We start from the raw sequence: 13,090 nt of genomic DNA on the forward strand, positions 1-13,090 counted from the left end.
GTCCGACTCAGCGCCGCGTGAGCTCGATGAGGCGTCGAACGTCCTCGACGCGGGTCTGCGGGTCCGCGGCGACCGGGTCGAGCAGCAGTGTCGTCACACCTGCCTTCGAGAAGTCACCGAGCTTCTTGAGCACGGCCTGCTCGTCGCCGATGAGCGAGACGGCCTGCACGAGGTCGTCCGGAACGGCACGCTCAGCGTCGGCCTTGCGGCCACTGAGGTAGAGGTCCTGGATCTCCGACGCCTCGGGGCCGTACCCGTATCGATGCGCGAGCTCGTTGTAGAGGTTCTTGCGGCGAGCGCCCATCCCGCCGAGGTAGAGCGCGAGCTGCTGGCGGACGCGGTCCTGGGCCGACGGGTCGGAGCCGCTGAGCCGGAACTTCACCTGGACCTGGATGTCGAGCGGGCCGAGAGAGGGATCTCTCGAGGCCGTCCCGGTGGCGACCGCCTCGCCGAACGCGATGTCGAACTTGCCCGGATGAAGGAACAACGGCTGCCAGCCGTCGGCGATCTCGGCCGCCAGCGCCACATTCTTCGGGCCGAGGGCGGCGAGTGAGATCGGGATCGACGCGCGGACCGGATGTCCGATGAGCTTGAGCGGCTTGCCCAGTCCGGAGCCGCCGTCGTCCTGCGTCAGCGGCACGGTGTAGCGCTCACCGCGGTGCTCAAGAGGCTCCCGGCGCCACACCTGGCGGCAGATCGAGACGATCTCGCGAGTCCGTTGAAGCGGTGCGTCGTACCGGACGCCGTGAAAGCCCTCGATGACCTGGGGGCCGGAGGCGCCGAGGCCGAGCGTGAAGCGTCCACCGGAGACATAGTCCAGCCCCGCGGCCGTCATGGCCGTGAGTGCCGGCGTGCGTGTGAAGATCTGCAGGATCGACGACATGAGCTGCATCTCGCGCGTGCGCGCCGCGATGTAGCCGAGCTGGCTCACTGAGTCGAAGGAGTAGGGCTCCGGCACCGCGACCAGCTCCAGACCTGCCCGCTCGTAGTCGCTGAGCCGCTCGACCGTCTCCTCGAACCCGCCGGCGTAGTCGATCACTAGGCCGAGTCGCATGGTGCTCCGTTCGTCGATGAGAGTCTGTGGGACATCCGAGGTCACCCGCGGAGGAGCTGCGCGAGCAGCTCGGAGATCTGAGAGCGGTTGACCTTGCCGGTGGTGGTGCGTCCGACGGAGTCCACGAAGTGGATCTCGCGCGGCGTCTTGAACCGTGCGAGTCGATCAGCGAGGTGGTGTCGAAGACGATCGGCCGCCGCCGCGTCGCCGGTCGCGCCGTCCTTCAGCTCGACGACGGCCACGACGCGCTGGCCCCACTCGTCGTCGGGCACGCCGATGACCACGGCGTCCGCGACGGAAGGCTCCGTGAGGAGCGCGGCCTCGACCTCGGCGGGGTAGATGTTGACGCCGCCCGACAGGATCAGGTCCGAGCGCCGGTCGCCGACGTAGAGGTAGCCGTCCTCGTCGAGGTGGCCGATGTCGCCAGCCGTGCGGAAGGGATCCGTGTCGGCGTGTTCGACGCCGGCTCGCTGGCCGGCAGCGCCGGTGTAGGTGAAGTCGAAACCACCACTGACATGGATCGTGCCGGGCTCGCCTGCGGGCAGCCTGTGTCCGTCGCTGCTTCGGATCTCGACCTCGATGCCGGGGGCCGGACGGCCCACCGATCCGGGCTTCAGCATCGCCTCGGCCGAGGTGATGATCGTCGCGATGCCGAACTCCGTGCACCCGTAGTACTCGGTCAGGACCGGCCCCCACCAGGCGATCATGCGCTGTTTGATCTCGGGCGGGCACGGCGCACCGGCGTGAGTGACCATCTGCAGCGAGCGGCCGGAGAAGGCCTCGCGCGTCGCCTCGTCGAGGTCGAGGAGCCGATGGAACATGACCGGGACCATGAAGGTCGTGGTGACCCGGTGCCGGTCGATGAGGGCGAGCGTCTCGGCTGCCACGAACCGCGAGGTGACCACGACCTCCTGCCCGAGATGCAGCGCGCAGAGGGCGTTGAGGTTCGGTGCTGGGTGATAGAGCGGCGCCACGGCGAGGTGCACCTGGGGCATCTCGGCGTCGGTGTCGTACTGGGCGAAGCGCTGCCGGGCCCGAGCGTCGGCGGCCTCGTCGGGGCTCGTGGACGGCAGCGGGCGGCGGACGCCCTTGGGTCGACCGCTCGTCCCGGAGCTGTAGTACTGAACCGAACCGGCGCTACGCCGCGTCGGTGCCTCGGTGGAGTGCCGGACGAGCAGTGCCTCGGAGGAGCGCCCCCGGCTCGCGCCGCCGGCGACGACGACCCGCTCGGGGTCGAGGCCGCCTCCGAGACGGGCGGCCTCGACCACCAGGTCTTCGAGCGACGACTCGGTCACGACGGCCTGTGCCCCGGAGTCGCCGATCAGGTAGGCGACCTCGGAGGTGGTGAGATGCCAGTTGACGGGAACGAGGTAGAGGCCGATCTGTTCGGCCGCGAGCTGAACGGCCACGAAGGGTGCGCCGTTGCGCAGGACGAGCGCCATCGTGTCGCCGCGCTCCAGCCCGAGGTCCTCCTGGAGCAGCCGGGACCAGCGGTGGGCGTCGGCGAGAAGAGCCCCGCGCGTGACGACCTCGTCGTCATCGAGCCGGAGAGCGACGGAGTCCGGGGCGAGCGCCGCGAGCTCGAAGAATCCTCGGGCGGGCTGATCACGTCCCGTGGTCATGGGGAGACCTCCTGGTTCGAGAGCACGAGTGTCGCGGCCTCCGAGAAGAAGTGCCCGACACCTTGGACCACGCTGACGTCGGCATCGGGGACCTGGGCGAACGCCTCGCGTCGAAGTTGTCGAACGGACTCCTGGATCGCGAACATCCCATACATCCCGGTGTGCGTGTAGCGAAGGCCGCCGCCGTTGGTGTTCATGGGAATCCGTCCGCCCGGCGCGGTGTTTCCGTCGGCCACGAACGCGCCGGCCTCGCCCCGCCCGACGAAGCCGAGTGCCTCGAGCCCGTAGAGGGGGACGTGGGCGAAGGCGTCGTAGATCATCAGGTGGTCGACGTCTTCGCGGTTGATGCGTGCCTCTTCGAACGCCACGGCCGCCGACCGCGCGAAGGTCTCCGCGCGGGTGAGGTCGGGCATCTGCGACACCAGAGGGCTGTCGGCGGCCTCTCCGGAGCCCCACAGGTAGACGGGCGGGCGCTGGAGGTCGCGCGCGCGCTCGGCGGTCGTGACGACCAGGCCGCCCCCGCCGTCGCTCACCATGCAGCACATGAGCTTGGTGAACGGCCACGCGATGGGCGTCGAGGAGAGCACCTCGTCGACGCTGACGAGGGACGCGCGCGCGGCGCGGGGGTTCCCCTGCGACCACTCGCTCTGTCGTGCCGGCACGGACGCCAGCTGCTCGAGGGTCGTGCCGGTCTCGTGCGCATAGCGAAGGTAGGGGAGCGTGAACATCGTCGGCGGGCCGTACACGCCGAACGGGAGCTCGAACTGACCGAGCATCCCGTCCGCCGGCAGGGGGCGGGGGTGGCGCCCGACGACAGACCGGCGCGACTCCCCATGGAGCACGAGGACGACCTCCGCCTGGCCGGTGGCGATGGCGGCGGCGGCGTGGCGGACGTGCACGAGGAACGACGTGCCGCCGACGCTCGTGCCGTCGAACCAGGTCGGGCGGATGCCGAGCGCGTGCGCGATCTCGACCGGGTTGTGCACCGCGCTGGTGATGCCATCGACGTCATCCAGCCCGAGACCAGCGTCGGCGAGAGCGAGCAGGGCGGCGTCGACGTGAAGGTCGAGCTCGGAAAGCTCGGGAAGCCGTCCGAGCGAGGTCTCGGCGGCGCCGGCGATCGCGGCGACGGGCCGCTTCATGCGGACGTCCCCGCGCGCGAGACGAATACGGGCACCGTCTGGCCGTGGCGGTGCTCGAAAGCCACCTGCAGGGACATGTCGATGGCGAGATGATCGGGCGACGGCTCGACGCCGACGATGTTGGTCATCATGGTCGGACCTTCCTCCAGCCTGACGATGGCGATGACGTGCGGACCGACGGCCTCGAAGCCGGGGGCGGGAAGGTGGTTGATGACGTAGCTCAGCAACGTGGCGCGCCCGCTCGCCTCGACCCACGTCAGATCACGCGACCCGCAGGCGGGGCAGGCGATCCGTGGATAGAAGACATGCATCGCGCACGAGCCGCAGCGTTGAACCGCCAGTCGTCCGTCGGCGGCAGCCTCCCAGAAGGGCTGCGTGGTCGGCGTCGGCACGGCGCGAGCAGCGCGCTGGTCAGGCGTGACCCCCGACACAAAAGTTGGTACCATGAGCGGTACTATAGCAGCCATTATGATACCGTCGAGTCTGCGGTCGACAAGGTGTCAGACCAGGTGAAAGGACACTCCGTGGGTACACGAACGATCTACACCGGCGCGTTGGTCCTCGTGGGCGACCCCCGCGGCGGCAGCTTCCAGCGGGTTGACATCGAGGTCGTCGACGGGCGGATCGCCCGCCTTGCCGAGGGTCTCGTCCTCGAGGCGGAGGGCGCCGAGTCCGAACGCGCCGAGGTCGTCGATGCCTCCTGGGCCTGGATCATCCCCGGGTTCGTCGACACCCACCACCACATGTGGCAGGCCACCATGCGCGGCCTCACGGTCGACTTCACTCTCTCCGACTATGTCTGGACCATTCGGCGCAATCACTCCGGGGTGCACCGCGCCGTCGACATCTACAACGGAACGCTGGGCGCGGCCGTGGGCCTGCTCGACTCCGGTACGACGTGCTCGGTGGACTACTCCCACAGCATCCTGACTCCCGAGCACGCCGACGCCGGTGTGGCGGCGATCCAGGAGTCCGGGATCCGCGGGGTGTGGTGCTACGGCCTGTACGACCCTCACACCGCCAGCCCGTACTTCACGTCCGTCGAGCAGCGCCTCGACGATGCTCGCCGGGTCCGGTCGTCACTGTTCGGTGCCACGGGTGACAGGGTGCGCTTCGGCGTCGCGCCGACAGAGCTGAGCCTTGCGGGCATCGAGCAGGCTGCCCAGGAGATGGTGCTCGGTCGCGAGCTGGACTGCCTGGTCCACACGCACACCAACGCCCGTTGGAAGCCGGGATACGCCTCGGAGATCAAGCAGCTTGCCGACGCCGGTCTTCTGTGGTCCCACCAGCTCCACTCGCACTGCAATACCTCCGACGCCGAGGACTTCGCGATCCTGGCCGACCACGGGGCCAAGGTCTCCTCGACCCCGGAGACCGAGCTCAACATGGGCATGGGGTTCCCGATCGCTGCCGTGGCCGACCGCGCTGGTGTGGTCGCGGGCCTCGGTGCCGACATCCAGTCGAACAACTCGCCCGACATGTTCACGGCGATGCGCCTGATGCTCGCGGGGGAGCGGGCGCGCACGAACCAGCGCGCCCTGGAGCAGCAGGGCATCTACGAGATGGGGGGTCTCCAGCTCAGTGCTGCCGACGTCCTGCACTTCGCGACGCTCGGCGGCGCCATCGGCCTGGGGCTCGAGGACGAGTGCGGGTCGATCGAGGTGGGCAAGGCGGCCGACCTCGTGCTCATCCGGAACACGTCGCTCCATCTCACTCCGGCCGTCGATCCTCTGGGCGCGATCGTCATGGGAGCGCGTACCTCCGACATCGACACCGTGATCGTCGGGGGCGAGGTCGTGAAACAGGGCGGGTCGATGCGGGCGGGCGTGGTCGAGAAGGCCATCGCGGGGCTGCGGGAGTCCGGGGCCCACATCGTCGCGGAGTCGCAGGCGTACGGCGGCATGACACCCCCACAGCCCGAGTGGTGGGGTGCGGCGACCGCCGGGACGGGTGCGCCCTCGTGAGCCGCCCCGACCTCACCTGTCCGGGCTCGCTGCCGGCGGCGCCGAAGGAGGGGCCGTGCGCTGGGTGACCTGCGCGCACGAAGGCCGTGACCGCGTCGGCCTCGTGCTCGACGACACCGTGCACCTGCTCGACGACGACCGCACCCTGATCGAGATTCTCTCCGCGGGCCGGGAGGAGACGGAGCGTGCGGCCGAGGTGGCTCGGCAGCGCCCGGTGGCCGTTCTTCCGCTCGACACGACGACGCTGCGCTCGCCGATCCCTCGCCCGCCCTCGGTCCGTGACACGGTCGGGTTCCTCGACCACGTCCGGGGCTGCCGCCGGGCCTACGGCCGGGAGACCCGTCTCGGGGAGGTCTGGAACCAGGTCCCCGCCTTCTACTTCGCCAACCCGGCCACGCTGTTCGGTGCGCGCGACGACGTCGCGATCGCGCCTGGCTCGGAGTGGTTCGACTTCGAGCTCGAGGTTGCTGCGGTCATCGGCACCCCAGGCTCCGACCTCGACGCGGCTGAGGGACAGCGTGCCATCGCGGGCTACATGTTGTTCTGCGACTGGACCGCACGCGACCTGCAGCGACTCGACACGGCGCTCGGCATCGGCCAGGGCAAGGGCAAGGACTCGGGGATGACCTTCGGCCCCTGGCTGGTGACGGCCGACGAGGTCGCGGATCACCTGGTCGACGGTCGCCTCGACCTGCAGGTCCGCGCCGAGGTCAACGGTGTCGAGATCGCCCACGGGACGACGGGCGCGATGGACTGGACCTTCGGGGAGATCGTGTCCTACGTGTCGCGGGGCACCCGCGTGCTCCCCGGCGACGTCATCGGCTCCGGCACGATCCCTGGTGGTTGCCTGCTCGAGCACCTCGTCGGCGACCCGGCGGGCTACGACGGGTGGCTGAAGCCGGGGGACGTCGTCTCGCTCCACGGGGCCGCTCTCGGGAGCACCCACCAGCGCGTCGTCGCGAGCGCTCGCCCACACCCGCTCCCGAGCGGCTTCTGAACTCGACCGAGAGGATCCACCATGGCGATCGACTACACCCGAGGGCTGCACGAGGTCGGCCCCGACGTCTGGGCGTGGCTCCTGCCCGACGGGGAGTGGGGCATGAGCAACGCGGGGCTGGTGCGAGGCGTGGACCAGAGCTTTCTGGTCGACACCCTCTTCGACCTGCCGCTCACGACCGAGATGCTCGACGCGCTGGCGGGGCTGGTCGAAGCCGCACCCATCGCGGGGGCACTCAACACCCACGCGAACGGCGACCACTGCTTCGGGAACCAGCTCCTCGGCGACGACGTCAAGATCCACGCCACCCGGGACACCGACCACGAGATCCATCACGGCACGACACCTGAGCGCCTCCAGATGCTCGTCTCCTCGGACTTCGGCCCGGTGACCTCGGAGTTCCTGCGGAGCTGCTTCGGGGCCTTCGACTTCGAGGGCATCGCCCTGCGGGGTGCCGACGTGACATTCGACGACGAGCTGACGGTCGATGTGGGCGGGCGTGCCGTCGAGCTGCTCCGGCTCGGCCCGGCGCACACGGCCGGTGACGCCATCGCCCACGTGCCCGACGCGAAGGTGGTGTTCGCCGGCGACCTCCTGTTCATCGGAGGCACCCCGATCATGTGGGCCGGGTCGCTCGAGAACTGGATGCGGGCGTGCGACCGGATGGCGGCGCTCGACCCTGACGTCGTCGTGCCTGGCCACGGTCCGGTGACGGATGTCGACGGCATCGCCGAGATGCGCCGCTACCTCGCTCACGTCACCGAGGGGATCGCCGACGCGCTCGCCGCCGGGCGTCCCTGGCGCGAGGCCGCTGATCGGATGGACCTGGACCGGTTCGCCTCGTGGCCCCAGGCCGAACGAATCGTCGTCACCACCTACCACGCCTACCGGCAGGCCGTGGCAGGCGTCCCTGCGGAGGACGGGGTCCACCTGTTCGGCGAGATGGCTGCGTGGCGACAGCGCCATGCCGGACGGCGCTGAGGCGTCGATCCTCCCCTCGAAGCCGCCCGGCTGGGGGCCAAGGACCTGTTCGGCCGCGCGGACCGAGGCGACCTGCCTCGAGCACGGCGCGGCAGGAATCGCGAGCCGGACGCCCGTTCGTGCGGTACTATTGAGTCATCTAAAGTACCAAAATCAATACCGGCTTTGCGCCGATCACTAGGAATGGAAGGACTGCCTTGATGACCGACACCTCATCGGTGTTCGTGGTGACCGGAGGGGCCGGCGGACTCGGCGGAGCCACCGCCCGTCTGCTGGCGCAGGGAGGCGCCGCCGTCGTGGTGACCGACCTCGCCGAGGTCGACGAGAGGGAGCTGCGCGCACGGCTGGGCGAGTCCGTCACCTACGTCCGTGGCGACGTCTGCTCGGAGGCCGACATGACGGCGGTGCTCGACCATGCTGCGGACCGGGGTGCGATCCGCGGCCTCGTCCACTGCCCAGGAAGAGGATTCCCGCGACGGATCGTCGACCGTGATGGCGCGCCCTTCCCCTTGGAGCAGTTCGAGACCGCGGTGCGCTTGAACCTCGTGGGCACGTTCAACGCCCTGCGGCTCACGGCCGCGCGCATGGCCACGAACGCGGCGGACGACGGTGAGCGGGGCGCGATCGTCTTGACGGCCTCGGTCGCGGCCTGGGACGGGCAGGTCGGACAGGTTGCCTACGCCGCGGCCAAGTCGGGTGTCGTCGGGATGACCCTGTGTGCCGCGCGTGACCTCGCGGACCTCGGCATCCGCGTCAACACCATCGCCCCGGGCATCTTCGACACGCCGCTCCTGGCGCGGTTCTCCGATGAGGTGCGCGAGGGGCTCGGGGCATCGGTGACGTTCCCGAAGCGGCTCGGCGACCCCGCGGAGTACGCCGCGATGGCCGATCAGCTGTTGCGCAACCGGTACATGAACGGTGAGGTCGTGAGACTGGACGGCGCGATCAGGATGGCGGCCCGATGAACCGTACGTCGGGTCCCGTCCTGTTCGACGAGGCCGACGGCGTCGCGACCATCACGCTCAACCGTCCTGCGGTGCGCAACGCCGTTGACGCGACGATGGCGGCCGCGCTCGCCGAGGTCGTCGACCATCTCGACGCGCGCACCGACCTCCGCGTGGCGATCCTCACGGGCGCCGGGGGGAGCTTCTGCTCGGGCATGGACCTCAAGGCATTCGTCCGCGGTGAGAAGTCATCCATCCCGGGGCGTGGGTTCGCCGGGTTCACGGCAAGGCCCCCCGCCGTGCCGGTGATCGCGGCCGTCGAGGGCGCTGCAGTCGCCGGCGGGTGCGAGCTCGTGCTGGCCTGTGACCTGGTCGTGGCCGCGGAGTCGGCGCGCTTCGGGGTGCCCGAGGTGAAGCGGGGGCTCGTCGCCGTCGGCGGTGCCCTGCTCAAGCTGCCGTCCCGCATTCCGTACCAGGTCGCGATGGAGTGGATCCTGACCGGCGACATGGTGGGAGCCGGGCGGGCCCACGAGGTGGGCCTGGTCAACGCGGTGGCGCCCGACGGCGAGGCACTGGTCGCGGCGCGGGGCCTGGCTGAGCGGATCGCCGCCAACGGGCCGCTCGCTCTGCGGGCCAGCAAGCAGATCGTGACGGCGTCGGCCTCGTGGGCCCACGAGGAGGCTCACGAGCGACAGCTCGAGATCGCCCGCCCGGTGTCCGAGTCCGAGGACGCCCAGGAGGGCGCCCGCGCGTTCTCCGAGAAGCGCATCCCCGTGTGGAGCGGGCGATGAGCGCGGGGCCGCTGGATGGTGTCCGTGTCGTCGAGCTCGGCGGGATCGGCCCGGCGCCGTTCGCGTGCATGATGCTCGCCGATCTCGGGGCCGATGTCATCAGGATCGATCGGCCTGGTGCCGAGCTGCACCCGGTGATGCATCGCAACCGCCGTTCGATCGCTCTGGACCTGAAGGAGCGGGAGGGTCGCTCCATCGCGATGAGGCTGGTCGCGAGCGGCGACGTGGCGGTGGAGGGCTTCCGGCCCGGGGTCGCCGAGCGTCTCGGGTTGGGACCCGATGACGTCGCTCGCGAGGCTGGTCACGTGGTCTACGGGCGGATGACAGGCTGGGGTCAGGACGGGCCGTGGGCGCAGCTCCCCGGCCACGACATCAACTACATCGCCCTGACCGGCGCCCTGCACGCCATCGGACCTGCGGGCGGTGACCCCGTGGTCCCCCTCAACCTGATCGGCGACTTCGGTGGCGGTGGGATGCTCCTGGCCTACGGCGTCCTCGCCGCCGTGGTCAGTGCTCGGACGAGCGGCCGCGGGCAGGTCGTGGACGCCGCGATGATCGACGGCTCGGCCGCGCTGATGGCGATGCTCCACGGCTACCTCGCCGAGGGGCGGTGGGTCGACGAGCGGGGTGTGAACCACCTCGACGGCGGTGCGCCCTACTACCGGACCTATCGGTGCAGCGACGGCCGCCACGTCGCGGTCGGGTGCATCGAGCCGCAGTTCTACGCGGCACTGCTCGACGTCCTCGATCTCGCCGACGACCCCGACTTCGCCGCCCAGGACGACCGCTCGACCTGGCCGACCATGGTCGCCCGGCTCTCGCAGACCTTCGCCTCGCGACCCCGCGACGAGTGGGCGGAGGCGTTCGCCGCGAGCTCGGCGTGCGTCACGCCCGTCCTCTCGATCGGGGAGGCGCCGTTGCACCCACACCACGTCGAGCGGCAGACCTACGTCGGTCTCGGGAGCGGCCACATGGCACGTCCGGTGCCCCGGTTCGCCGGCACGCCGGCGGGGGACCCGCGTGCGGCGCCCGTCGTCGGTAGTGACGGACGAGAGCTCCTTGCGGAGCTCGGGCTCACGGACGCCGAGATCCGGCAGCATGTCGAGTCCGGGGCCGTCCTGCTGCCGCCCGGTGGCGGGGAGCGCTGACCTCGTGACGACGACGCTCGACGAGGAACCGGTATCCTTCGTGCCCGTGCGGTACCGTTAGGCGAATCGCCGCATCCCGGCAGTGACGCAGTAGAGCGAGGTGAGACATGTCGGACGTCCGGTCGAACACGCTGTCCGGTCGTCAGTCCGACGTTCTCAACGCGCTGGAGGAGGCCTTCCTCGCCGATGGCTTCCGCCACCTGACGATCGGCGACATGGCCGCGCTCGCCCGCACCTCCCGGCGCACGATCTACCACCTGGGCAAGAGCAAGGAGGAGGTCGTGGTCGGGGTCGTCGACCGCTACTTCAACTCGATGGGCAAAGAGGCGCTGCGCCGCGCCCAGGACACGGCGAGCGTCCACGACCAGATCGAGGCGTACCTCTCGGCGTCCGTCGAAAGGAACCGCCGGGCCAGCCGGCAGTTCATCCACGACGTCGAGAACTACCTGCCGACGAGCCATGTGTACGACCGCCACCAGGAGATCGCGATCCGCGAGCTCGAGAGCATCGTGCGCAAGGCCATGGAGCGGGGTGAGGTGACCGGTGGGTCGCCCGCGCTGTGGGCGGAGATGCTGGGTGCCGTCATCCGGCACCTGCGTGACCCCGAGGTCCTTGACCGCGTCGGCGCCACCCGAAGCGACGCCTTGGAGCTCTTCGGGCGGTTCTGCCGCCGCGGCCTGGCCTGAGCGACTCGGTCGCTGACGAGCCACGGCCGGGCCGCACCGCTCGGTCGCCGGCGCTCTCCGCGCTTCGACGCTGCCCATGGGGGCGGGCTCTTCCCGTGCCTTGACCGGTACTAAGATTGTCTCTACGATACCGACCATAGTACCTGATGTGCGCTGCGTCACTCCGACGACGAAGCCGTCGAGCCGCCCCTTCCCGCGGCCGTGGCCGGCGCACCGAGCGACTCGGGCGGACGGCATCAGCTATCGCAGGACGGTGCGGGCACCTGGCCGGCGTCGACGTGAAACTAGGAGAGAGCATGACGAGAACTCGCATCGCGACGGTCTGCGGAGTGCTGCTCGCGCTGACATTGTCGGCGTGTGGCGGTGCGTCGTCGGACGGCCCGAGCGGCACGACCAGCGATGACGTCATCGAACAGGCGAAGGCCTCGACCGAGCTGGCCTTCGCGGGCACCGACCGGGCCCTGCCGACCGACGGGCCCCCGGCGCAGCCGGGCAAGACGGTGTGGGCCCTGGCCTGCAGCACGCAGGCGGCCGGATGTGTCGTCCCCGCCGAGGGATTCGTCGCGGCGTCGGAGGCCCTGGGCTGGGATGTCAAGCTCGTCGACGGCAAGGCCGACCCGGCGGTCTACAACTCGCAGCTCCGCGCCGCAGCTGCCGCGAAGGTCGACGCCGTCGCGCTCTTCGGCGTCGACTGCTCGGTCGTCAAGGCGTCGATCCAGGAGGTTCAGGCGGCTGGAGTCCTCGTCTACGGCGGCAATGCCCTGGACTGCGACGACCGGTTCAGCGACGGAGGGGAGCCGCTCTTCGACGAGTACCTCCGCTTCAACGAGGACCTCGTCTCCTACGAGGACTACATGAGCGAGTTCGTCGGGCCGACGATCTCGGACTGGGTGATCGCTGAGACCGACGGCACCGCCGAGGTCATCCTGATGCGACAGAACGACAACGCGACGCTGCGGATGGTCGGCGACGCCCAGGCTCAGCGCCTCGACGAGTGCGACGGCTGCGTCGTCCACGAGCTCGCCTTCACGGCCGCAGACCTGTTCGGCGGCAAGATGCAGGCCAAGGCCACCGCCGCCCTGCAGCAGTTCCCGAACGCAGACGTCGTCATGGTGCCCGCGGACTCGGCCATCACGCTCGGGGTGGGTGCTGCCGTCGATCAGGCCCGTCAAAGCGGGCGGGAGGGCCTTCTGCTCACGGGCAACGAGGGCGTCGCCTCGTCGATCACCCTGATCCGTGGCGGCACCCAGTCCTACGCCGTCGGCCGTCCGCTCACCTGGACCGGGTGGGCGGCCGCCGACGGCCTCAACCGCCTCTTCGCGGGTGAGGATCCGGTCGACTCGGGCATGGGGATCGGCAGCATGGACGCCGACCACCTCCCCGAGGGCGACGTCTACGACGGCAACCCGGCATCAGCGGGATACGACGACAACTACAAGAAGATCTGGGGCGTGGCCTGAGTGGTCGAGTCCATCACGGAGGTGCGGGCGAGCGCGCTCGCGCTCGCCCCCCACTCCCAGACAATACCCCGCACCCCGGCGCTCGGGGCCGTCAGCTTAGCGGTCGGGCCCCGGCGGGTACAAGCCCGCGTGGGGGGGGACGGGTGCGGGCACTCGACGCTCAAAAAGATCCACGCGGGCGGGTGCAGCGCCCACCCGGGGGGCGCGCGCGGGGTCGCGCCCGCGGCGGCCGCGGCCCCCGCCTCGCCGGCCAGTCGGGACCTTTGCTGCAGGTTCAGCCGGCGGGGGCGGTCGGCGGGCG

Annotated in this window: 12 protein-coding genes; 8 read left to right on the forward strand and 4 right to left on the reverse strand. The window is 70.3% G+C overall.

The annotated features are described in order from the left end of the window. Window positions 1-7: 7 nt before the first annotated feature. From KVF89_RS29725 to KVF89_RS29740, 4 genes are read right to left on the reverse strand one after another with little or no spacing between them, the layout of a single operon-like run. Window positions 8-1,054 carry an LLM class F420-dependent oxidoreductase gene (locus KVF89_RS29725; protein WP_257430839.1) on the reverse strand — a complete coding sequence of 349 codons (1,047 nt, stop codon included), beginning with the start codon at window positions 1,052-1,054 and terminating at the stop codon, window positions 8-10. A 41-nt stretch (window positions 1,055-1,095) separates the two neighbouring features. Then, on the reverse strand, window positions 1,096-2,676 hold the full coding sequence (locus KVF89_RS29730) for an AMP-binding protein (protein ID WP_257430840.1): 1,581 nt from the start codon (window positions 2,674-2,676) through the stop codon (window positions 1,096-1,098). After that, window positions 2,673-3,818 carry a thiolase C-terminal domain-containing protein gene (locus KVF89_RS29735; protein ID WP_257430841.1) on the reverse strand — a complete coding sequence of 382 codons (1,146 nt, stop codon included), beginning with the start codon at window positions 3,816-3,818 and terminating at the stop codon, window positions 2,673-2,675. The genes KVF89_RS29730 and KVF89_RS29735 overlap by 4 nt, the downstream gene beginning before the upstream one ends. Further along, window positions 3,815-4,210 carry a Zn-ribbon domain-containing OB-fold protein gene (locus KVF89_RS29740; RefSeq protein WP_257430842.1) on the reverse strand — a complete coding sequence of 132 codons (396 nt, stop codon included), beginning with the start codon at window positions 4,208-4,210 and terminating at the stop codon, window positions 3,815-3,817. The genes KVF89_RS29735 and KVF89_RS29740 overlap by 4 nt, the downstream gene beginning before the upstream one ends. Before the next feature lie 132 nt (window positions 4,211-4,342). Between KVF89_RS29740 and KVF89_RS29745 the strand changes: the two genes are divergently transcribed. The 8 genes from KVF89_RS29745 (at window position 4,343) to KVF89_RS29780 (ending at window position 12,789) form a co-directional block, all read left to right on the forward strand. Then, on the forward strand, window positions 4,343-5,782 hold the full coding sequence (locus tag KVF89_RS29745) for an amidohydrolase family protein (protein ID WP_257430844.1): 1,440 nt from the start codon (window positions 4,343-4,345) through the stop codon (window positions 5,780-5,782). 55 nt (window positions 5,783-5,837) lie between these two features. Beyond that, entirely contained in the window at window positions 5,838-6,779 is a 942-nt protein-coding gene (locus tag KVF89_RS29750; RefSeq protein WP_257430845.1) for a fumarylacetoacetate hydrolase family protein, read from the forward strand. 21 nt (window positions 6,780-6,800) lie between these two features. Beyond that, entirely contained in the window at window positions 6,801-7,760 is a 960-nt protein-coding gene (locus KVF89_RS29755; RefSeq protein WP_257430847.1) for an MBL fold metallo-hydrolase, read from the forward strand. Window positions 7,761-7,960: 200 nt separating this feature from the next. Then, window positions 7,961-8,725, forward strand: coding sequence for an SDR family NAD(P)-dependent oxidoreductase (locus KVF89_RS29760; protein ID WP_257430848.1), 765 nt, complete (start codon window positions 7,961-7,963; stop codon window positions 8,723-8,725). Continuing rightward, window positions 8,722-9,495 (forward strand): crotonase/enoyl-CoA hydratase family protein, encoded by a 774-nt coding sequence (locus KVF89_RS29765; RefSeq protein ID WP_257430851.1) that lies wholly within the window; start codon window positions 8,722-8,724, stop codon window positions 9,493-9,495. Before KVF89_RS29760 ends, KVF89_RS29765 begins: the two co-directional genes overlap by 4 nt. Further along, a complete protein-coding gene (locus tag KVF89_RS29770; RefSeq protein WP_257430853.1) occupies window positions 9,492-10,643 on the forward strand; it encodes a CaiB/BaiF CoA transferase family protein in 1,152 nt (383 codons plus the stop codon). The genes KVF89_RS29765 and KVF89_RS29770 overlap by 4 nt, the downstream gene beginning before the upstream one ends. 107 nt (window positions 10,644-10,750) lie before the next feature. Continuing rightward, window positions 10,751-11,329 carry a TetR/AcrR family transcriptional regulator gene (locus KVF89_RS29775; protein ID WP_257430854.1) on the forward strand — a complete coding sequence of 193 codons (579 nt, stop codon included), beginning with the start codon at window positions 10,751-10,753 and terminating at the stop codon, window positions 11,327-11,329. A 296-nt stretch (window positions 11,330-11,625) separates the two neighbouring features. Next, window positions 11,626-12,789 carry a substrate-binding domain-containing protein gene (locus KVF89_RS29780; RefSeq protein WP_257430855.1) on the forward strand — a complete coding sequence of 388 codons (1,164 nt, stop codon included), beginning with the start codon at window positions 11,626-11,628 and terminating at the stop codon, window positions 12,787-12,789. Window positions 12,790-13,090 lie beyond the last annotated feature (301 nt).

Origin of the sequence: Nocardioides carbamazepini (assembly GCF_024614185.1) — a bacterium.
Classification (GTDB): Bacteria; Actinomycetota; Actinomycetes; order Propionibacteriales; family Nocardioidaceae; genus Nocardioides; species Nocardioides carbamazepini.